Annotated in this window: 13 protein-coding genes; 6 read left to right on the forward strand and 7 right to left on the reverse strand. The window is 39.2% G+C overall.

Translation table 11 applies throughout. The features are described from left to right. Positions 1-88: 88 nt before the first annotated feature. Together R3E32_17370 and rpe are read right to left on the reverse strand one after the other, a co-directional pair. Positions 89-2,686, reverse strand: a complete 2,598-nt coding sequence (locus tag R3E32_17370; protein ID MEZ4886511.1) for a carboxypeptidase-like regulatory domain-containing protein — start codon at positions 2,684-2,686, stop codon at positions 89-91. Between the two features lie 72 nt (positions 2,687-2,758). Further along, positions 2,759-3,439: a ribulose-phosphate 3-epimerase gene (gene rpe / locus R3E32_17375; protein ID MEZ4886512.1), complete on the reverse strand. Its 681-nt coding sequence runs from the start codon at positions 3,437-3,439 to the stop codon at positions 2,759-2,761. A 174-nt stretch (positions 3,440-3,613) separates the two neighbouring features. Here rpe and R3E32_17380 point away from each other — a divergent pair, with 174 nt between their 5' ends. The 4 genes from R3E32_17380 to R3E32_17395 all read left to right on the forward strand — a co-directional run bounded on the left by R3E32_17380 (position 3,614) and on the right by R3E32_17395 (position 6,705). After that, positions 3,614-4,483, forward strand: coding sequence for an alpha/beta hydrolase (locus tag R3E32_17380; protein MEZ4886513.1), 870 nt, complete (start codon positions 3,614-3,616; stop codon positions 4,481-4,483). Between the two features lie 229 nt (positions 4,484-4,712). Further along, positions 4,713-5,012, forward strand: coding sequence for a hypothetical protein (locus R3E32_17385; GenBank protein MEZ4886514.1), 300 nt, complete (start codon positions 4,713-4,715; stop codon positions 5,010-5,012). 27 nt (positions 5,013-5,039) lie between these two features. Next, positions 5,040-5,798, forward strand: a complete 759-nt coding sequence (locus R3E32_17390; protein ID MEZ4886515.1) for a hypothetical protein — start codon at positions 5,040-5,042, stop codon at positions 5,796-5,798. Between the two features lie 133 nt (positions 5,799-5,931). After that, complete coding sequence (locus R3E32_17395) at positions 5,932-6,705, forward strand: hypothetical protein (protein ID MEZ4886516.1); 774 nt, start codon at positions 5,932-5,934, stop codon at positions 6,703-6,705. A 354-nt stretch (positions 6,706-7,059) separates the two neighbouring features. On the opposite strand, the gene R3E32_17400 is transcribed toward R3E32_17395, so the two are convergent. After that, the gene (locus R3E32_17400) at positions 7,060-7,821 is read right to left on the reverse strand and encodes a hypothetical protein (GenBank protein ID MEZ4886517.1); all 762 of its coding nucleotides are present in this window, start codon (positions 7,819-7,821) and stop codon (positions 7,060-7,062) included. 571 nt (positions 7,822-8,392) lie between these two features. Between R3E32_17400 and gyrB the strand changes: the two genes are divergently transcribed. Continuing rightward, entirely contained in the window at positions 8,393-10,318 is a 1,926-nt protein-coding gene (gene gyrB, locus R3E32_17405) for a DNA topoisomerase (ATP-hydrolyzing) subunit B (protein ID MEZ4886518.1), read from the forward strand. A gap of 237 nt (positions 10,319-10,555) precedes the next feature. Here gyrB and R3E32_17410 read toward each other — a convergent pair whose 3' ends face one another. The 4 genes from R3E32_17410 to R3E32_17425 all read right to left on the reverse strand — a co-directional run bounded on the left by R3E32_17410 (position 10,556) and on the right by R3E32_17425 (position 16,929). After that, positions 10,556-13,264 (reverse strand): DNA methyltransferase, encoded by a 2,709-nt coding sequence (locus R3E32_17410; GenBank protein ID MEZ4886519.1) that lies wholly within the window; start codon positions 13,262-13,264, stop codon positions 10,556-10,558. A gap of 40 nt (positions 13,265-13,304) precedes the next feature. Beyond that, the gene (locus tag R3E32_17415; GenBank protein ID MEZ4886520.1) at positions 13,305-13,739 is read right to left on the reverse strand and encodes a hypothetical protein; all 435 of its coding nucleotides are present in this window, start codon (positions 13,737-13,739) and stop codon (positions 13,305-13,307) included. A gap of 296 nt (positions 13,740-14,035) precedes the next feature. Next, positions 14,036-15,688, reverse strand: a complete 1,653-nt coding sequence (locus R3E32_17420; GenBank protein MEZ4886521.1) for a serine protease — start codon at positions 15,686-15,688, stop codon at positions 14,036-14,038. Between the two features lie 650 nt (positions 15,689-16,338). Continuing rightward, the gene (locus tag R3E32_17425) at positions 16,339-16,929 is read right to left on the reverse strand and encodes an SdrD B-like domain-containing protein (GenBank protein ID MEZ4886522.1); all 591 of its coding nucleotides are present in this window, start codon (positions 16,927-16,929) and stop codon (positions 16,339-16,341) included. A gap of 441 nt (positions 16,930-17,370) precedes the next feature. Between R3E32_17425 and R3E32_17430 the strand changes: the two genes are divergently transcribed. After that, a complete protein-coding gene (locus R3E32_17430) occupies positions 17,371-21,741 on the forward strand; it encodes a CHRD domain-containing protein (protein ID MEZ4886523.1) in 4,371 nt (1,456 codons plus the stop codon). Positions 21,742-21,767: the final 26 nt, after the last annotated feature.

Consider the following 21,767-nt stretch of genomic DNA (forward strand, 5'->3'; position numbering starts at 1 on the left):
GATTTAATTTAAAAAGGAAATATAGATAACCGACGTTTTAGAAACGTTGGTTATCTCCCCTTTTGAGTTATATGCATTTTACTTCACATCAAAATTTCACCATCAACCTCAAATTCACACGCCTTGCCGTCAATTGGTTCGGCACACTATAAATCACCTCGCCCGAACCATCAGCCGCCAATGCCTTGATGTAACTATAAGACACCGTATTGTTTACACCCAAAAGATTGAAGATTTCGAGAGAAGCCCAGACACTTTGAAAGCGTCGGAGAGGGTGTTTTTCATACATCCGTTGGCGCATATCTTGAAAGTCGAAAAGCATGGCAGAAAAACCGATGTCAATACGGCGGTAAGAAGGAATTTGGAAGAAACCACGCAAACGAGGACTGCTATTTGGCGGATTTGTTGCCAAACCCGTACCGAACAATAAACGAAGGTGCATCTTCAACTTTTCATTGCCGGGAATGTAGTCTTGAAAAAACATCCCGAAAGTCACCCTTTGATCGGTCGGTCGGCGCACATAACCCACCTCCACATTCAGCGTATCTACAATTTCTTTGTCATCACTTCTCAAAATATCCTGCCCTGCTGAGTTTAGAAATTGCAGGTAAAAATCATCTTTCAAGTCCTCTTTGGTTTGCATCACCGAAAGACTGATCCATGAATCTGTGCCAGGTACAAACTCTCCATTCAATCGAAAATCAACTCCTGCTGCATATCCAACTGCCTTGTTTTCTGCAAAATAGCGAATCAACAAGTTGTCTAAATCATAAGGCACCAAATCCCACATTTCTTTGTAGTAGAGTTCGGTAGTGAATTTGAAGGGACGCTGCCACATATTGAAGACATAATCACTCCCCAACACAAGATGAAGGGATTTTTGCGCCTTCAAATCTCGGTTGATTTCTCCTTCAAAATTTCGCAATTCTCGGTAAAAAGCAGGTTGCTGATACAGCCCTCCCGCCAATCGCAGGTTCCAACTACGCTCTATCAGGTTTTCTTCGGAATCAGATTCACGTTTTTTCAAAGTCGGTTGAAAACCAATTTGAATACGAGGACTGAGCAACAATTCTTTGTTCAAATCCCAATAATTGAAGCGAACTCCTGCCGACACTGCCAATTCATCGTTTTCTCCCGTCCACAACGAAAAATCGTCCTGCACAAAACCCATCAAACGGTTGGAAGACAAGTTGATATTGGTTTTCAACACTTCATTCAATCGAACTTCTGTGCCATTGTAGGGAATATTGTAGCGAGAAGAATCAGTAGTAAACCATTCGTTTAGACGGTCTTCAATTTCTTCATGTTGAAAATCCACCCCCCATCGAAGGTAATGCTCGCCTCCATTGATGTCTAAATAACCTCGGTGTCCTACATTAGAAATATTGGATTTCAATTGATTGCGTGCAAAATCGTGGTAAACACCCACTCCCAATACATTGTTGATTTCACCTACATCCTCTTGACTAAAATCCGTTTCGACCGAACCAATTAGATACGCTCCTTCAATGTCAAAAGCTTCAATCTCATTGATGTCGTAATACGAACCCATGAACTTCAATTGCAGCCTATCGTCATTCGACAAATAATTAAGACTCAAACCATTCATCCAGTTTTTGTAGCGATCCCGCTCTTGTCCTTCAAAAAACACCCTCAATTCCAGTGCATCGTTGAACGTACCAAAACTTGTACGAGAAGAATCGGGAGCCAATTCATAGCGATTGCTGGCATAATTGGTAAGCCATTCCAATTCCCATGCTTCGTCAAATTTGTAGCTAACCAAAGCCTGAAAATCGGTAAAGGATGGATTGTAAGCCCCCTGTACGGGGAGTGAGTTCAACAAATACTTGTTGGATTTGTACCGAACACCTGCCAAATAAGACAAATTGCCGCCTGTGTTTGCTCCCTGCAAATGCGCTCCAACACCCAACAAACTTGCATAGGCAGAACCATTTGAAGAACCCGCTTTTGGGTTTTTGTATTTCACATCCAATACCGAAGATAACTTGTCGCCATATCTCGCTTCAAAACCACCTGCCGAAAACTCCAATCCTTGCACCAAATCGGGATTGATAAAACTCAATCCTTCCTGTTGTCCTGCTCGCACTAAAAACGGACGATACACCTGAAAATCATTGACATACACCAAGTTTTCATCGTAATTTCCTCCACGAACCGAATACTGCGAACTCAGCTCATTGTTGGAAACCGTGCCTCCAAGCATGGGTAAAATATCTTCAATATTGCCGCTGACAGTTGGGATGGATTCAAAATCAGGGGGGTTTAACCTTACAACAGGAATGGGGGAACGGCCATATTGCTGACCTATAACGACTACTTCATCCAGCAAAACATCCAAATCCCAAAAAGTGATATTGACCTCACGCACATCTCCTCTGCGTAAGTAAAATTGTTCTATTTGTGTTTCCTTACCTATATAGCTAAATTCTACAATGTTCATTCTTCCTGGAGACATATAGAGTGTAAAATTGCCATTGAAGTCCGTAGTTGTTCCTTCTCCTGTATAGCGGTTATTAACAGTAGCTCCATAAACAGGTCTGTCGTTTCTATCCGTCACCTTTCCATAGATGTGTTCATCTTGTGCCGAAAGATTGAGGGTGATAAGTGCTAAAAACAGGAAAATATATAGTTGTAGGTATTTGTTCATTACTAATTCGTTCATCATAATTTATTCTCGCTCAATGAGTAGTTCGTCTTGTTCAAATGTCAAAAACAATTCAATCATACAGATTTTACCTCACACAACAGAAACCGACACATCGACCGCCTTCAATTGCTGGACAGCTTTTGTAGGGTTCTCCGACTTGAAAACACTGCTTCCTGCAACAAGTACATCTACTCCCGCCCGCAAAATTTCCGCAGCATTGTTGAGGCTTACTCCGCCATCTATTTCAATCAAGGCTTTAGAATGAGTACGTTGAATCAGTGCTTTGAGTTGTCGCACTTTGTGAAGAGTATGGGAAATAAATTTCTGACCACCGAATCCAGGGTTCACCGACATCAAACAAACCAAGTCTATATCGGCGATAATATCCTCCAAAAAACTGACAGGCGTATGCGGATTGAGTGCTACTCCAGCTTTCATCCCCAATTCTCTGATTCGCTGAACGGTACGGTGCAAATGCGTACACGCTTCGTAGTGAACCGTCAATACATCTGCTCCTGCTTTTTGGAAATCCTCCAAATAATCGTCTGGTGTGGCAATCATCAAATGCACATCAAATACCTTGTCTGTCAAAGTTCGCATGGCTTGGATAATGGGAAAACCGAAGGAAATATTGGGTACAAACTGCCCATCCATGATGTCAATGTGGAACCAATCGGCTTCACTCTCATGTACCATTGCTACATCCGCTTGCAAATTGGCAAAATTGGCTGCCAAAATGGAAGGTGCTACTAAGTGTTGATTTTTACTCATATCTGCAAAGATAACATCTACGAAGGAATCAAAATTAAAACGAAAATAAAAATTAAAAAATACACTGCTAAAACATTCCTTTTCAAAACCTGTTTTTCTATTACGTAAGCCTAGTTCATAACATTGACGAAAAAAATACCACTGGTTAATCTTTGATTTTGTGCTTCAAATCTTTTGCCTAAACTCCCTATGTTCTTCAAAAAACGCTATTTATTGCTTCTATTGCCCATTTTCTGGTTGCTTTTTGCCTATTCCGAAATACTCTCTATGCGGAAATCAAAAGCAACAAAAACGGCTATTTTTGAAGCAGCGAACATCACCAATTTTTCTTTTCACAACTATTCGATTGATGGTCGAACGATGCATTATACACAAGTAGGCATAGATACGGCTGCAAATGTGGTTGTTTTGGTACATGGTTCGCCAGGTTCTTCTGATGCCTACATGGATTATCTGACCGATAAAACACTTTCTGCAAATGCTTTGCTCATTGCAGTAGATAGGACAGGATTTGGGTATTCCGATTTTGGCAATGCCGAGCCTTCATTAGAGGCACAGGCATTGCATTTGAAGCCCATTTTAGAAAAATACAGCGATAGAAATTTGGTTTTGGTGGGTCATTCTTATGGAGGGCCTTTGATTGTACGTATGGTGATGGATTACGGCGAATGGATAGATGCTTTGGTAATGGTTGCGCCTGCAATAAGTCCCGATTTGGAACCAAAAGAATGGTGGCGAAAACCTTTAGACTGGTGGGGTGTTCGGAGTTTTTTGCCTCCTGCTATGCGGGTTTGCAACCAAGAAATCATTCCATTGAAGGAAGAACTAAAAAAAATGATGCCTTTGTGGAAGCAGGTTTGTGCTCCTGTCACCGTATTGCAGGGCAAAGAGGATGAACTCGTTGCGGAAGGCAATGCAGATTTTGCCAAACAAATGTTGGTCAACAGTTGCGAAGTCAACATTGAAATGATTCCTGATTTTGGGCATTTTATTCTGTGGTCAAAAATGGATTTGATAAAATCGGCAATAAAACAGTATTTTTAATCACAGATTTATAAGATTTCGCAGAGGACGCTGATTATTGATTGCAGCTTTTTGATTGCAGATTTTGCAGATTGCGATAAATCATCTTGTTTTTTTCATAACTAACTGACTTTCAACTTTCACTATGGATTACCAAACGGTCAATTGGGCACTCATTTTTTTAGTCATATTATTTTTACTTTGCGTATTTGCCTTTTTTATGGTTAGTATCAAAAAGAGTGGCAAAGTATTGCACAGCAAATTTATTCGTGGAACATGGCGACATGAAGGAACGACTCCTACGGGTGAGGCATGGTATTTCAATTACCATTTTGCAGAAAATAGCTACACCATTGAAGCTTATCCTCCTTTTAGGGCAAAAGGTAGTTACCAAGTTGCGAAAGAAATTGAAAATTTAATCGTTCTAAAAGCATATAACATTTCGGGAGATGGTGATGTAAACGACCATTTTTTGAACATTGGCGTAGATGTCAAAAGACAACAGTTGACCATTAATGATAGAATCTATAAAAAAATGAAAACCAAATAATTAAACAAAGTCTAAAATCCATTTGCCATGAAACAATTTTTACTGATTTTTATGGTTGTATTCTGTTGTGAACCTTTTCTCTTGGGGCAGGCAAAAGTGGCCTTGATCAGCGATGATGCGACAGGTACGATTATTGGCTCATCTATTGAATTGAAAATGGTCAGCCTAAAAGTAATTGGGAGAGACGATTGTGATGCCGCTATGGAGTTCAAGGGAACGGTTGAAATAAATTTGGGTGGTAATAGCGGGAGTCTTACCTATCGTTTTGATGCAGAACCTGCAAATGACCTCATATTTGGGAAGAATGCCTACTTTACAACAATGGGATATGACTATGGAGAACAAGTCGATGTTTGGTTCAAAATATTAGATACCGATAAATCAGGTTGTGGGAGTTTGCAGGACATAGTAGATGTGAATGAACTGACAACGGAAAATGCGCTAAAAATTCGCATTGAAGGAAATAAGGTATGGCTCTTGAATTCTCAGAATCAAGAAATGAAGGTTTTGGGAAATATTGGGGAACTTATTACCATTCGGGGAAACCGCTATGTCAATAACAGCGCAAACACTCGAAGTCTTCGTGGACGGGTCTCGGACAATAGAGATATGACGAATCAGGAGCGTGGCGGAAAGTGGAATTTGCCTCCCGATACCGAAAATCTAGGCGCACCTGACATTGAAGTGGCAGAATTTCAGTTTTTTGTACAGAAAGAATCGGGTAATTTTGGTTCTCACACTCCTCATCCAACATCCCCTTTGTCGACTACTATCACGAAAGAATAAAAATATTTGGTGGTTATTTTCCAAAACCAGTCTCTGTATTCATCTAAGGATAGGAAAATAAATTTGGGATTGAATTAAACGAAGAATAACTACTTCAATTCCAATAAACAACCCTTAAAACCAAACCTTCAATATGAGAAATCTATTTTTAATTTTTACCATCTTATTCTTTTGTAGTCAGGACATTCTGTTAGGACAAGCGCAAGTAGCTTTGGTAAGCGACAATGCCACAGGTAGAATCATCGGTCCACTTCTGCAAGTCGAAATACTGAGTATTAAAGCCATTGGTGAAGATGATTGTGACCAACAGATGCAGTTTAGTGGAACTGTTAAGATGGATTTGGGAGAAAATTTAGGTAATTTGAACTATCGGTTTGAATCCCAACCTACCAACCATTTGACATTTGGGAAAGAAGGGTATTTGACTTCAAGAGGTGCTGCTTTTGGACAGCAAGTAGATGTGCTTTTCAGTGTATTTGACAAAGACAAAGCTGCCTGCAAAAGCCTTCAAGATATTGTGGACATCAACAGTCAATCAAACGATAACGTTTTGAAGATTCGCATTGAAGAAAATAAGGTATGGCTACTGAACGGTCAAAATCAGAAGATTAGAGAACTCGGCAATGTTGGACAGGTAATTACCATTAGAGGGAATAATTATGTGAATAACAATGTGAACAATACCCGTAACTCCAATTATAGCACTTCTCGCAGTCGTTCTACCAACCAACGCAACAAACACTTCAATCCGAATAACAATACCGATGTCAATACAAATAATGTTGGCATGCCTGATGTGGAAGTGGCAGAATTTAAGTTTGTAGTAAAGATACTAACACGTGACAATCCTTCACCTTATACCATTCCGCATCAAAATTTACCTACAAAGGCGACTAAAATTAAATAAAATTGGGTGATGGTGAAATGGTGGGTGCATCTCAAATTGTCGCAAGGTGGAACTGAACGGTATCGGTACGCTGTACTTTCTATTTACTTCTCCAATAATGTCCTACAAACATGGTCAGAGCTACGCTCCTGATAAGCAATTCCTTAGGAGCATAGCTCCGACTCTGTTTGTAGAGCATGGAAGATAAAAAGTTTTTAAGGTGCGTAGCACCGTCACCAGTTGCCAAATAATTTTTCAAAGCATGACAATTTGGGATGCACCCGAAATGGTGGAATGGAGAAAAAATAACTTGACCAATTTTATTTGATAAGAAGCTGATATTGAGGTGTTTTTTTTTTCATTTTCATTTCACTATTACACTTCTTTAGGTTTCACATTTTCTGTGTGCGGATAATCCGAATACAAAATAATCGGCATCACCATCCATCGTCCCTCATTTTGCTGCCAATCATAAACGACATCGGGGTCTATAGGCGCAACTCCATGATGAATTCCTGGCGACATCACTATCAAATCGCCAACTTCGGTGTGTGGGTCAATCCGAAACGGCTCGCTCGCTGAAGTCACTTTTCCATAAACACCTCCTTCCAAAAAATCTTCACCAAACTGCGATGCCTGTACAATGGTTTGGATTTTAGCGAATTGGGTCATGGGATCAATGTGTTCGGATTGATAGCCGCCTCCACGAGGATAATGGTGAATATTGACCCTTGCAATTGCTCCTTCTGAGGGAATGTTGTGAATGTGTGCAGATTTGTCCATTCCCGCCAAAAAATTTTTCACTTCAAAAATTTCTCTGAAAAAATCAAAAACGGCTCGGTTGTGTGCATACCATCCGTGGTAATACGTTGCATGCATTTTAGATTTTACCCATGCCTTTGGATAATTGTCGTGAAGGCGGTGGTAGTCGGGGCAGCCATCAAATAAGGGGTTCCAAGATGGCTCGCTTTGCAGCCCTGCTTCAAATACTTTTTGGCGAAATTGAAGGATAGCTGTTTTGGGGTAAAATTTCCGCACCACAAACACCGTTGGAGCTTCAATTTGTGCCATCAAATCATCGGTTTGTTCATACACCAATTGAAGGAAATCATTTTTGCTAATCTTCTGTAAATTCATGGGGTTTGATATTGGAATATTTTGTGAAATTAAGATTTTTAAAGGTAAATAGGTTTTTTTAGACTTTGGACGAAAGAAGTAGGAAGCAAGATGCGAGATAAAAAGAATTGATAATCAAAACTTTAACCCATTGACATGATTAAATTCAAATAACTGGTTATCAATTAATTAAGCTCTTATTTCTTGCATCTTTGCTCCTTCGTCCAAAGTCTAATAGGTTTTTGACTCATGGATATTTTTAGTGGAGCAGTTAAAGACTTTTGTAGTTTATTCTAAAAGATATGAAATGTTTGAAAATCAGTATGCTCTCAAAAGGAAACTACAAAAGTCTCATTCCACTAAAATCTTCGATGAAATAGGTTTTTTATCCTGCCCAATTTTTGATTTTTCACCTCCACTTTAGAACCTTTGATTTCCCATTTCCAATAACTAATCCACCGTTTCCAATTACTAACTAAATAATTAAAAATGAATTGTTTAGTGCATTATGAAAAGCAATTTTTTTTTCGTATCTTTGTTTGCTATTAAAAGCATATTTTCATAATTATAATTACATAAAAGACAATACATTATGTCGTCAACTTATACTGCCGATAGTATTCAGGTATTAGAAGGATTAGAAGCCGTTCGGAAACGCCCTGCAATGTACATTGGAGACATAGGTGTAAAGGGATTGCATCACTTGGTATATGAGGTAGTGGATAACTCTATTGATGAAGCTTTGGCAGGATATGCTACCGAAATTTCTGTGGTTATCCACGAAGACAACTCCATTACGGTAAAGGATGATGGACGAGGAATTCCTGTCACAATTCACGAAAAAGAAGGTCGCTCTGCTTTGGAGGTTGTCATGACAGTACTTCATGCAGGAGGAAAATTTGACAAAGGTTCCTACAAAGTTTCGGGAGGTTTGCATGGTGTAGGTGTATCCTGTGTCAATGCGCTTTCTTCTCACGTCAAAGTAGTGGTGGCTCGTGATGGAAAAGAATACCAACAGGAATACAGCATTGGCGCGCCTTTGTATCCAGTGAAAGAAATTGGAGAAACAGAACGAACAGGTACGACTACTACCTTTCTGCCCGATGACAGCATTTTCACCGTTTCGGTTTTCAAATACGAAACCTTGTCCAATCGCTTGCGAGAACTCAGCTACTTGAATAAAGGGATAAAACTCATCATTACCGATGAAAGAGAAAGAGATGAAGAAGGTAATTTTTTAACAGATACTTTTCTTTCGGAAGGTGGTTTGGTAGAATTTGTGACCTACCTCGACTCTACCCGTCAGCCTCTTATCCAACCTATCCACTTGGAAGAGGAAAAAGATATGGTGATGGTAGAAGTCGCACTTCAATACAATACAGGCTACAACGAAAATGTGCACTCGTATGTAAACAACATCAATACCATTGAAGGAGGAACACACGTATCGGGTTTTCGTCGGGCATTGACCCGTACCTTCAAAAAATATGGTGATGATAACAATCTTTTTAGCAAATCAAAAATAACGGTCAGCGGTGATGATTTTAGAGAAGGATTGACCGCCTTGATTTCGGTAAAAGTGCCTGAACCTCAATTTGAAGGTCAAACCAAAACGAAGTTGGGGAACGGCGAAGTCATGGGTATAGTGGACAGCGCAGTAAGTCAAGCACTGAACAACTTTTTGGAGGAAAATCCAAGAGAGGCCAAAATCGTTATCGAAAAAGTGCTTTTGGCGGCTAGCGCTAGACATGCTGCCCGCAAGGCACGTGAATTGGTTCAGCGAAAGAGTGCTTTGACTGGTTCTGGGCTTCCTGGTAAACTTTCCGACTGCTCTGATAGCGACCCTAAAAACTGTGAGATTTACTTAGTCGAGGGAGATTCGGCTGGTGGTACGGCTAAACAAGGGCGTGACCGTAGCTTTCAAGCCATTTTGCCTTTGCGTGGTAAGATTCTAAATGTCGAAAAGGCCTTGGACCATAAAATCTTTGACAATGAAGAAATTCGCAATATCTTTCAAGGTCTGGGTGTCTTCCACAATGACCAAAAAGAATTGGTATTGGACAAATTGCGCTACCACAAGGTCATCATCATGTGTGATGCCGACGTAGATGGTAGCCACATTACGACTTTGATTCTCACCTTCTTTTTCCGTCAGATGAAGGAATTGGTCGAACAGGGATATATTTACATTGCTGCTCCACCACTTTATCTAGTCAAGCGTGGTAAAAAGCAACAATACTGCTGGACAGAAACCCAACGTGAGATAGCAGTGAGAGAATTGGCAGGCGATGGCGACCCAAGCAAGGTACACATTCAACGCTACAAAGGTTTGGGTGAGATGAATGCCGAGCAGCTTTGGGATACGACTATGAATCCTGAATTTAGAACACTCCGACAAGTGACCATCGAAAGTGCAGCACAGGCTGATTACGTATTCTCTATGCTAATGGGCGGCGATGTCGCTCCTCGTAGAGAGTTCATCGAAAGTCATGCAAAGTATGCGAAGATTGATATTTAGTGTAGTGATTGATTGGTAATCGGTGATTAGTGACTGGTTATCAAAAAATAATTTATCAAATGCTTGTATTAGAAAGGCGACAAAACTATTGAGTTTTGTCGCCTTTTTTATAAGACTTTTGTGGTTTACTTTTCAGAACATACTGATTTCCAAATATTCCATATCTTGAAGAATGAACTACAAAAGTCTCATTCCACTAAAATCTTTGATGAACCTAAAAAACTGAATCCCTTTTACTCACTTCAATGCTTTCACATACTCCTCATACAACTCAAACAAAAACTCTATCCTATTCCGTTCATTCACAAAAGCTTGTGGACGGTAACACAAATCTACTGCCTTGTCCAATTGTTGATGCGCTTTGACCAAATCGGGCGGCATTGTCAAAGGATCGTACAAATCCGCCAAACTGCTATCGGGGTATTTTGCCCGCACATCCAAGACTTTTTGGGCGGCTTTTTCGACCTGTGTTTTGTTTTTGTCAGAAATGTTTTTGGGGAAGGGGTAGTTGTTGTAAACTATATCTTTGGAATAACGATAGTCACTTTTTAACCGACCACAGGTATGTTTCACCCAAGCCATGTGCATTTCAGAAGTTAAAATTCCAAAATGAAAAACTGTTCCTTCTGGAATGATATACAATTGGTTAGATGCAATTATTTCTTTGTTCAAGTAGGCGATAGGAATGTATTTTCTTCTTTCGGATGAAACTGTTGGGATAGCAATGTAGTTGTTTTTAGGCTGTCTGATTTCTGCAAACAAGGTTGGAAAATCCGCCATCTTTTTTGTATTTGTTCTACCGCTATTTGACCGCCAAGTTTTTACTTTTTTTACCTTTTCAGATATTATTTTCGACTTTCTAATTGCTTGTATATTGCTCTTATCAATCCAAACACAATACCTTGTAATGTTGCTGATTAGCTCCCTACCTCCAATAAAAGGTTTGAAAAATATTTTAGATTCAGGTTCCTGCTGCAATATTTCCTCATACTCGGTTTTACTTATTGTGTAATTACCATCATCTAAAGCAAAACTTCCATAAGTCAACCCTTGATTTGTACCTATAGGTTTTGTTCTTGCCAGTATGAGTGTGTTATTTGAATCGACTAAATAAGGATTAATGTTTTTGGCTTTTATTTCATTTGGCTCACCTTTTACATCTTGGTAATCAAATATTACTTTAGAAGAAGATGGAAAACTCGCAAAACCAATGATAATAACATGAACAGCAGCTTTTCCTTTTGCCTCATTATCCCATCTAAACGTTCTATGAGCAAAGAAAATATCAATTCTGTATTTATTGAGTAGTTCATTCCATAAAATACCCACTTGTTCGCCTTGTGTGATTGAATTAGTAGAAACAAACCCAACTTTAATTTGCTTATTTTGAATGAATTGACTAGCTTTCAAATACCAAGCGGATACATAATCCAAGTTATTAGCCCCTTTCATTTTATTGAAGACACTTCTCATTTCCTCCTTTTGTTCAGAAGACTGTTCCTTTTTGCCTAAAAACGGCGGATTCCCCAAAATATAGCTCAATTCCTCTTTCGGCACAATCGTTTCCCACTCCAATCGCAGCGCATTGCCATGCACGATTGTAGCCGATTTTTTCAAGGGCAAGCGCACAAAATACTGCCCAAAAGCCTCCGACACTTTTGTATTCATTTGATGGTCCATCAGCCACATAGCGACCTCCGCAATTCGGGCGGGAAACTCATCGTATTCGATGCCGTAAAACTGGTCGACATCCACGTTCACAATCGCACCAATATCAATCACCTGTTGGTTTTGGTAGAGCAGCTTCAATATCTTCAATTCCAATTCTCGTAGCTCACGATAGGTGACAATCAAGAAATTGCCGCAGCCACAAGCAGGGTCTAAAAATTTGAGTGAAGCCAGTTTTTTTTGCAGGTTTTGCAGCTTGCGTTTGTTGCCCTTCGCCTTTTCAAACTCCTCTTGCAGTTCATCCAAAAACAAGGGTTGAATCAACTTTTGAATGTTCTTTTCAGAAGTATAATGTGCCCCCAAATTGCGGCGTTCTTTGGGATTCATTGCCGCCTGAAACATCGAACCAAAAATGGCGGGTGAAATTTTGCCCCAATCCAAAGCGCAGGCTTCTAAAAGCATTGTCCGCATTTGGCTGTCAAAAGCCGCAAAAGGCAATTGTTCGGCAAACAAATGTCCATTCACATAAGGAAATTCTTGCAGGCTTTCGTCCAAATTTCTGAGTCGATTGTTTCTGGATGTATTCAAGACCTGAAACAGTTGCCCCAAGTGCATAGCCAAGTCGCTGCCATCTTCTTTGGTTTGATTGTCAAGGTATTCCTGAAAAATTCCTCGCTCAAAAATCCCCGTATCGTCTGCAAACAAACAAAACAGCATCCGCACCAAATAGACCTCCAAAGCATGACCCGTATAGCCGACTTCCTTTAGGCTGTCGTGAAGTTTGCCCATCAATTCAGCAGCATTGATGTTCACAGGGTCTTCCTCCTTGTAGGTTCGTTTTTCGTAGCCCGCAATAAAGCCAAAGAGGTGAATGTGTTGGAGAAATTCGGGTAGGGTGAAGTGCTGTTCGGTATTTTCCTCCAAGTCGTAGAGTTGGAAGTCGTAAAAATCGGACACCAAAATGTATTTGGGCAGTTCGTGTTCTTTCAGTCCGGGGAAATAGTCCAAAGCCTGTTCAAACGCCTTGTCGAGGTCTTTGCCTCTGGATTTGTGTTCGATTAGAAGCGTACCTTTCCAAAACAAATCTATGTAACCTTGTTTGTTGCCGAGTTTTTTGACCGCTTTCTCAAAAGAAGCGACCCTTTTGCGGCTGATGCCGAAGACATTGAAGAAGTCGTTCCAAAAGGAATCCTTCTCTGCTCTTTCTCGGCTTTCGCCTTCCCACTCTTTGGAGAATAGAATGGCTCTGCTTTTGATTTCGTTCCAACTAAGAGGCATAATGAATGAGTTTTATTTATTATGCCCAAAATTAATGTTTTTATCCCTTAAACCGAAAGAAAGCCGTCAAGTATTTTTCTTTGTTGAAGTCGGACATATTGGTGCTGATCAACTCATAGCCCAATTCGGTGATTTTGCTGATGTGATCGGTCACAACTCGCTGCATGACATCCTCTTTGCGAAATAGTTTTATATTCTCAAAATACTTGCGAGTGCCATCTTGATAGACGACATCGTAGCTCACTTCGTTGTATTTGTTGTTATCTACCCATCGACCTTTACGAACTTTCACATAAATCAACTCTGTTCGGTCGGGATAAAAAATGCTGATGGCTTCTGCCTGATAGTCAGCCGTAACGCTAATTAAATGCCCTGCCATTGGAGTCGCAGCAGCTATAGGGGCTGGGATTTGTGCAAAACAAGGAAATTGAAGTGACATTGCAGTCCAAAGAAGGATGATTGTTATTGATTTCATATTGTACAGTTTATTTTTTTTAAGCGTTTGAAAAAAAAAAAATCATATTGGCAAAATAGCACCTCTTGGCTGCTGCTGCAATTACAATATCACCCAATTATACGCTCATTTCACTTCAATAAAACACTCCTACCCTTCCGATTTATTCTACATAAAATTAACGTTCAAAGGTTTACAACATTACAAGTCATTCTTCATATCTGTGTTATCAACACAAAAAACCCTGCCTTACAACTAAATTGCAAGAGGCAGGGCTATCATTAAAAAGCTATACAGACCAAAAATTAAACATTAAATTATTTTGTTTTGAAGGCTTTGACCCAAAAAACAAATGCCTCCAAGTCCTTTACTTGATCGGACATACTCTTGTTTTTGAGATAGTTATTGTTGGGTAAAGGAAAGTTAACACCAGATTCATTGATTAAACTCAAGATATTTGATGTTTTCAAAGCATAAGAAACATTGTCTGCATTTGAATGTTTGGCTTTGATGATGCCTACCAATTCGCCATCCTCACTAAAAAGTGGGCCACCGCTATTACCTGGATTAACAGGCACTGACACCTGATATGTCTTAGGGTCATCTTGATATCCTTTGCGAGAACTGATTAATCCGTCAGTCAATTTGATATCCCATCCCATACTTTCCACCATTGGAAAACCCAGTGTGAATACATTTTCGCCAACATCTGCTTCTCTATATCTAAAATAATAGGGAATCGTAGGCAATTGCGTAAAATTAGCATCTTCGATTTTTAAAAGTGCAAGGTCACTATCCTCATCAGTAGATACAACAATAGCTCTATAAGATACTTTGTAGCGAGTATTGGGAATCATGACTTCAATATACTCGTGATTTGCTACCACATGATAGTTTGTAACTATATAACCATCTTGACTAACCGCAATTGCACTACCTGTTGAACTAAGATAATAGCTATTACTGAGGTTTTCTTGTAGAGAAAGTGCTAAAGGTTTTGTAAAATCAACTGCCATATCCAACTGCTCATGCTCACTAATAACAGCTTCTACAGGATCAATACCTACAAGTGGCGCAGTAGGTAAAATACGTTCATACTCATACGTGTGTGGATGACCATCAAATGTGAGTATAAAATTATTATCATCTACGAAGACAATTTTACCTTTATCCTGTATTAGTTTATTAGAGGTTATCCAATTCACATCATTGTATTCATACAATGAACTCCCTTTGGGCAACGATCCCATAACCTCCCCTTCTTCCCAATCTAAAAAGTTGCTAATGCCATCCAGATAGTAAATATGATAACTTCCGCCTTTAGATTTTAAAATAGCAATTTTATGCTGTTTTGCTGTGTAGCCGTAAGTTGGCTTTTTTTGATAAATTCCTTCAATAAAATCAGTGGGAATACTAGGATTTGCCAAAATTTCTTTCGCATACATTTCATTTACAGTGCTTTTATTTTTAGGCAGTTGCAAACGATTTGCAGAATTATAGTTGATAGGCTGTTGATACATTTTATTCCATACTGCAGTCAAATTTGCATATAAGTTAAGATCTGTAGGAACTTCAACCCGATTAAACATAAAAATTTCATGTTGTTGACAAGAGCGAAACCGAATACGGCTGTCTTTAATGATATTGTTTTCATACACAAAATCCAATCGTATTTTTGCAATATCACATAAAGTAGATACTTGAAGCATCAACTTAGTTTTGTCCGTAGAAGTGTATGCTACATCTTCAAAACCTAAGTTTTGTAAATATTCTGCAAAGGCTTCAATCATTGGGAACTGATTGTTATCTGTTCTATATTGTTCTTCTTCCGTTAATTCTATACAGGCAAACTTTGTACCGCTCAAAAGGCTTTCTAATTCAATGGACGATGATTGTGAAAAAACAGATGATAGACTCATTGTACTCAATAGCAGCAACAACAAAAAATGATGGTGTATTAATTTTTTCATAGCAAGAACTGATTTAAGTTAGGGTAAGTTCTTCAGCATTACACTATTTTCAATACAACAAATCGAATTAGGATTTATAATAAAATTTTAAATATAAAATATTATTGTTGTACTAAAAACAAGTGCTTATTCACTGAGGTCATAATTTTTATATGTTTTCCTATTATACAATCGATTGCATTGTTATGAAAGACAATGCAATCATTTTACTTGAGTAAAAACTTCAAAGCAGAACCAACCAAATAATTTCTTTGTAAGCAATGAAATTCGATTGAATTCTATGGCTTTTTGATTAAGTAAAATTTATAGCACATTGGAGAGAAAATGGGCTTATTAGCCTATTTAGAGTTGACGAATACTTCCAATAGATGTAGGAAATAATGAAGCTGGTGGACATTTTCATTTTTTTTGAGTTAATAAAGTTAAAAAATATAGTGTGTTGTGTAATTATTAGAATCACAAATTTAGTGCCGAATAATTTCATGAAAAATCAAACCGCCTTTTATGACCGTAATGTGACTATACGTCTATCATTTACTTAGTAGTAATAAGCAACCTAACTTATTGACAAAAAAAAAGTGCTCACTATTCCCTATCATAGGACAATAGCTAGCACTTGTGTCTAAAATATAGTACAGGTGTATCAAAAATTATTCAGTTCCAGCCAATGCAGGAAGACACAATCCTATATTCCAACTTTGGGCCTTTTGTCCAGCTTTGAGACATATACTATCTGTCGCACCTGAGATGGGATCACCATCACTATCTAATACATCATATAAATTATTTGCGACATCTTTAGGTGAAACGTCATAGCCTGCGGGGATTTCAAATACAATGAAATATCGGCCAGCAGCCAATTGATCGAAGTGATAATAGCCTGCCATTCCTGTGTCAGGATGATTTATTGTTTTAGTGCTAACCACATGATGGTTTTCTTCATTGTAGAGTATGACTACGAAATCATTCAATCCTTCTTCATAGTCATCTTGAATACCATCCTTATTCAAGTCCAACCAGACCCAATTGCCAATACTAGCGGAATAGGTCTTTACATTATCATTTTCCGCACTACCATTTTTACCATCAGAGTTAGTATTACCTAACATCAATAAAGTAGAGGAGAACCATAAAAAGCTAATGAGAATAAGTCGTTGGCAGGAAATGAAAAAGCGATAACAACATCTGTTAATAGTTGTAACATTGGTGTATGGATACACCAAAAAGAGTAAATTTTTCATGGGCTTGGCTTGGGTGAATTTATAAAAAATAACAAACACTCCACATAAACCAACTATTATGCCAAAAAATAGGATTGCGTTATTTTTTTCATATCTAAAAAATATATACTATTTTACTTTGCCATGACAATCAATGCCTTTGAAAAATCAAAATTAAATTGTTATAATCAAAGCTTGACGGCTTCAAACTACTATAAAAATAAAATATGTGTGTATGCTTTTGGAAAAATTCTCTATACATTGCTAACAGCCCAAGTTTTTGTATCTAAATTCCTTACAATGACAATATTCTATTTTCATTATTTTCTTTTTTCACAAAATTTTTATACAAAACTACGCCAGTTCACTTACAAAAATCCAAATACCTTTTTTTCTCGTAGGTTAAAGTGTAGAATTAATGTTATTTTATCCCAAGTAATAAAACCAAGTAATTTAAAATCTATGAAACAATTTCATTTACTATTATTCTTAGTACTTATAAGTTTGTCAAGTACCTCCTTACATGCCGTGCATCTATCTGGTAGTTTGCAGTTTACAGCCCGTATGAACGGTAGTAATGAAGTACCTGCTGTGATAACAGATGCCGAAGGTTTGGGTGTTTTTACTTTGAGTAAAGACAAAACAGCCCTTGACATCAATGTAAGTGTGAGCGGATTGACAGGCGACATCACAGGTATTCACCTCCACAAAGGTGAAGCAGGAGAAAATGGCCCTGTTATATTCAATTTAAGTGATTTTATCAACGGCAAACGCATCAAAGCAAGATTGACCAATCTCACAGCCGAAGAAGTAGCTACTTTTTTGAGTGGTGGTTATTATCTGAATGTTCACACAGACATGAATCCAGGCGGCGAAATCAGGGCGCAAGTTTTATTGGAATCTGATTTTCGATACACTGCCATGCTTCATGGTGACCAAGAAGTTCCCGCTGTCGCAACAGATGCTTATGGTTTAGGTGTCTTCAACTTATCCAAAAGCGGCTATAAACTACAAATTCATGTCGTTGTACAAGGTCTGAGTGGCCCAATCACTGGTGCACACTTTCACCAAGGTGCCCCTGGCGAGAATGGAGGCGTAGTCGAAAATCTAAGCAGTTTTGTAAACGGCAATGTCATCACGGCTACCGTTGATCCTACTGCCTATCTTTCAGCCCTTCAATCAGGCAATATCTACTTCAATGTGCATACAGATGCCAACCCAGGTGGTGAAATTCGTGGACAAGTAATGCTGGATGATGCTCTTTACTTCGATGCTGCATTGGATGGAAGTCAAGAAAATCCCGCAGTAATGACCAGCGCATCAGGCATTGCGAAAATAAATGTGAACAACACATTGGACGAAATCAGCTACAATATTGTACTCGACGGTTTGAGTGGTAGCGGTGCAACTGCAGCCCATTTCCATACAGGAACAGTAGGCAACAACGGAGGTGTAGTAGTAAACCTATCTGCCGACATTGTAGGCAATCAAATCATGGGAAGTCAACCCATCAGCAAAGAATTTTTAAACGCATTATTATCAGGAGGTATTTACCTAAATGTTCATACGGATGCCAACCCAGGAGGTGAAATTCGTGGACAAGTTTACCGACTTGCACGAGAAGGTTATTTATATGACTTCAATGGAGGTCAAGAAGTTCCCCCTTCAGGTAGTACAGGTACAGGCGTTGGAATGGCATCTATAGACCGTGACCAAAGCAATGCCCATTTCATGATGGTTGTCACTGATTTATCTGCACCTATTGATGCTGGGCACTTTCACAATGCCCGCCCCAATAGCAACGGCGGCGTAATTTTCAACCTTAGCTCTTTCTTTACCTCTGTTGGAGGAGCGTATGGTTATTGGACAGAAAACGATACAGAACCCTTCAATACCCATGTTGCCAAATTCCGCAGCAAAAGCGTTTATGCAAATGTGCATACCGCAAATTTCCCCGGCGGAGAAGTGAGAGGCAATGTGGTTCGTGGAAGCGAATTTTTTGAAGACACGGCAACAGACCCTATGTTTAGTGGTGATTTGTTGATTGCAGGAAAATTGTCTGGAGCATCAGAAGTTCCTCCAGTTATGACAGATGCCGTTGGAGTCACTTCTTTCTTATTGAATGATTCACAAGATGCCATTGAAGTGAATGTAAGTGTAAATGGTCTAAGCGGCCCAATTACAGGAATTCATGTACACGAAGGCGCAGTAGGCCAAAATGGCGATGTCATTTTCAACCTAACCGATTTTGTAAATGGTAATCGTGTCAGCACTACTTTGACAGGTTTTTCTACCGATCAACTGGCTAAATTCCTAACAGGTGCTTACTATCTCAATGTTCATACAGCAAACAATCCCGGTGGAGAAATCCGCACGCAATTGGCCTTGGAAACAGAGACAACTTACCACGCTGATTTGACAGGTAATCAGGAAAATCCTGCTGTCGTAACAGATGCCTATGGTTTGGCTACCTTCAATTATACACCTAATGTGAACAAATTGGAAGTGAACGTATTGGTGCAAAACCTAAGCGGTCCAATCACTGGTGCACACCTGCATGTTGGCGCACCAGGAGTAAATGGAGGCGTTGTTGAAAACCTCACAGCAATGGTAGATGGCAACCACATTCATGGCGTAGTATTTCCTGAAGCTTATTTAGCAGACTTACAAGCTGGCAATGTTTACGTCAATATTCATACGGAAGCCAATCCCGGTGGAGAAATTCGAGGACAATTGACCTTAGACAATGGCTTGACCTTCGATACTTGGTTGTCAGGTTCTCAAGAAGTACCAGCTTCTGTTACTGAAGCAATTGGTCTTGCAGCGGTTACGTTGAGTCCCACTTTTGACCAAATCACCTACCGAGTTGTTACAGATGGACTAAGCGGCAATTTAGATGCGGCTCATTTTCATAGTGCAACTTTGGGCCAAAATGGTGGTGTGGTGTTGAATTTGTCAGCCGATATTACAGGTAGTCAAATTAAAGGCAGCACAACAGCCGTTACACAAGATCTTATTGACGCAATGTTAACTGGACAAATCTACATCAATGTCCATACACCTGCTTTCCCAGGAGGAGAGATTCGTGGACAATTGTTCCGATTGGCAAGAGATGGTTATGGTTACGATTTGTGTTCTGACCAAGAAACAAGCGATATAAATGCGCCAACTGCTACTGGTGGTGGAATGGCTTCTATTGACCGTCATTTGACCAATGCCCACGTAATGATTGTAGCGAGTGGATTAACGGGCGATATCACAGGCGCACACATTCACCAGGGAATGTTGGGCGAAGACGGTGGCGTTATTTTCAACATGACCGACCTTTACAGCAATGGTGGCATCTTTACTTATTGGAGTGATATGAACAGTACTCCTTTTACCACAGATTACGCAAGAGCTATACAAGAAGCCAATACATACGCCAATATACATACTGCTTTGCATCCTGGAGGTGAAATACGTGGACAAATCATCAAAGATTTAACCTGTCCACCTTTGGCATTGGTAGATTGCGAAACCAATCCATTGACTGTAGAGCATACAGTGATTTGTGATTTTGGCAATGCTACTTATACTGTCAATGTCACCATTATGAATGGTGTAGGGCCTTACACCATTACAGGTGATTTGAATGATGTCATCGAAAGCAATACTTTCACCATCGGACCTTTTGTAGATGGAACTACCTACAATTTTGCAGTAGAAGATGGAAATGGTTGTACGGCATCCGTTAATTCTGAAATCATCGCTTGTTCTAAAATAGATTGTGAAACCAATCCTATTAGTGTAACACATATAGTAGATTGTGATGAGCCAAGTGGAACATATACTGTCAATGTAACCATTATGAATGGTATTGCTCCATATACAATCACTGGTGATTTGAATGACGTAATTCAAAGCAATACTTTCACCATTGGACCTTTCACAGATGGAACGACCTACAATTTTGCAGTAGAAGATGGAAATGGCTGTACGGCATCCGTTAATTCTGATGTAATTGCTTGTTCTAAAGTAGATTGCAACACAACTCCACTTACCATTCAAGACACATTTGTATGTAGCCAAGATAATGAAGCAAATACCTATGTGGTAAATGTAACAGTTGTCAATGGTACTGCTCCTTACAATTTGACAGGTACAGTAATAGATGTAATTCAAGACGATACCTTTCAATTAGGCCCATTTGAAAGTGGTACAAGTTATACCATCAATATTGCTGATGCCAATGGATGTACAGCGAGTGTGATGTCTGATCTTATTGATTGCAAAATCCTTCCTGTTGAGTTCTTGAGTTTTGAAGGAGAAGTATTGGAAGAAGGAAACAAACTTCAATGGGTAACAGCTTCCGAAACCAACAACGACTTCTTCTTGTTAGAGCGTTCTTTTGACGGACAATCTTTTGAAAACCTTACAAAAGTGACAGGAGTAGGAAATAGCAACTCACCAAGTCGTTATGAATATTTGGATAGAGAAACAACAGCTTCAATCACTTACTATCGTTTGTCTCAAACAGATTTAGACGGTCGAACTGAATTTTTGGGAACGATTAGCCTTCAAAGGGGAGAAAGTGATTTTGAGTGGGTAAGTGTAAAACCTGTTCCTGCTCAAGATTGGTTGAATGTAGCATTCAATACTTCTACCAACCAAAGTCTTTCGATTCAAATTTATGATGTAAGTGGTCGTTTGTTATTCCAAGAACAAATTAACAGTTACAACAATCAAGTAACTACGCTTGACATAGATGTTCGTAGTTTACAGACAGGCGTTTACTTATTGCAGGTCAATAATGGACAGGCGAATATTCACCATAAATTTATGAAATACTAAGTATTCCTTAAATCTCTGATGAATAG

The organism is Chitinophagales bacterium, assembly GCA_041392475.1.
Taxonomy (GTDB): Bacteria; Bacteroidota; Bacteroidia; order Chitinophagales; family UBA2359; genus JAUHXA01.

Bases quoted from the DNA above. Each gene is read 5' to 3' on its own strand.
- rpe (MEZ4886512.1), bottom strand. From the start codon at position 3,439: ATGAGTAAAAATCAACACTTAGTAGCACCTTCCATTTTGGCAGCCAAT.
- R3E32_17390 (MEZ4886515.1), top strand. From the start codon at position 5,040: ATGAAACAATTTTTACTGATTTTTATGGTTGTATTCTGTTGTGAACCT.
- R3E32_17370 (MEZ4886511.1), bottom strand. From the start codon at position 2,686: ATGATGAACGAATTAGTAATGAACAAATACCTACAACTATATATTTTC.
- R3E32_17415 (MEZ4886520.1), bottom strand. From the start codon at position 13,739: ATGAAATCAATAACAATCATCCTTCTTTGGACTGCAATGTCACTTCAA.
- R3E32_17400 (MEZ4886517.1), bottom strand. From the start codon at position 7,821: ATGAATTTACAGAAGATTAGCAAAAATGATTTCCTTCAATTGGTGTAT.
- R3E32_17420 (MEZ4886521.1), bottom strand. From the start codon at position 15,688: ATGAAAAAATTAATACACCATCATTTTTTGTTGTTGCTGCTATTGAGT.
- R3E32_17425 (MEZ4886522.1), bottom strand. From the start codon at position 16,929: ATGAAAAATTTACTCTTTTTGGTGTATCCATACACCAATGTTACAACT.
- R3E32_17395 (MEZ4886516.1), top strand. From the start codon at position 5,932: ATGAGAAATCTATTTTTAATTTTTACCATCTTATTCTTTTGTAGTCAG.
- R3E32_17430 (MEZ4886523.1), top strand. From the start codon at position 17,371: ATGAAACAATTTCATTTACTATTATTCTTAGTACTTATAAGTTTGTCA.
- R3E32_17410 (MEZ4886519.1), bottom strand. From the start codon at position 13,264: ATGCCTCTTAGTTGGAACGAAATCAAAAGCAGAGCCATTCTATTCTCC.
- gyrB (MEZ4886518.1), top strand. From the start codon at position 8,393: ATGTCGTCAACTTATACTGCCGATAGTATTCAGGTATTAGAAGGATTA.